Below are 349 nucleotides of genomic sequence, written 5' to 3'. Positions count from 1 at the left end.
TGTCTGGACGATTACGCGCACGCCGTTCCGGGCAAACTCGCCCGAGGCGTTGCGGGCGGCGATTCTGGCCGGAGCGGGCATTGGCACGCTTGCCACCTATTCGGTGGCTGACGATCTCGCGAGTGGCAAGCTCAGGCGCGTTCTCCCGCAGATCCATCTGCGTCCGTTCACGGTCTATGCCGTCTATCCTTCGCGGCGCTACCTCGACGCCAAGGTGCGCACCTTGCTCGCGCATCTGCGTGCAACGCTGTCTCCCGCATTGGCACGGGCAATGGAGATCTGCGAGGCCCACGCCGACGCAGCCGTCGCTTCCAGCGCGCGGCGGAGCAACCGGACAAAGCAGCAGACG

At 66.2% G+C, this 349-nt stretch carries 1 protein-coding gene; it reads left to right on the top strand.

The genetic code is table 11. From position 1 onward, the window contains the following. On the top strand, nucleotides 1–349 hold a 349-nt coding region (locus tag U5A57_RS41495; protein WP_321918136.1), incomplete at both ends, for a LysR substrate-binding domain-containing protein.

Source organism: Paraburkholderia sp. J11-2 (genome assembly GCF_905220185.1).
Classification (GTDB): Bacteria; Pseudomonadota; Gammaproteobacteria; order Burkholderiales; family Burkholderiaceae; genus Paraburkholderia.
The sequence above is the reverse complement of the archived record's forward strand: the minus strand, read 5'-3'. Positions and strand labels throughout refer to the sequence as shown.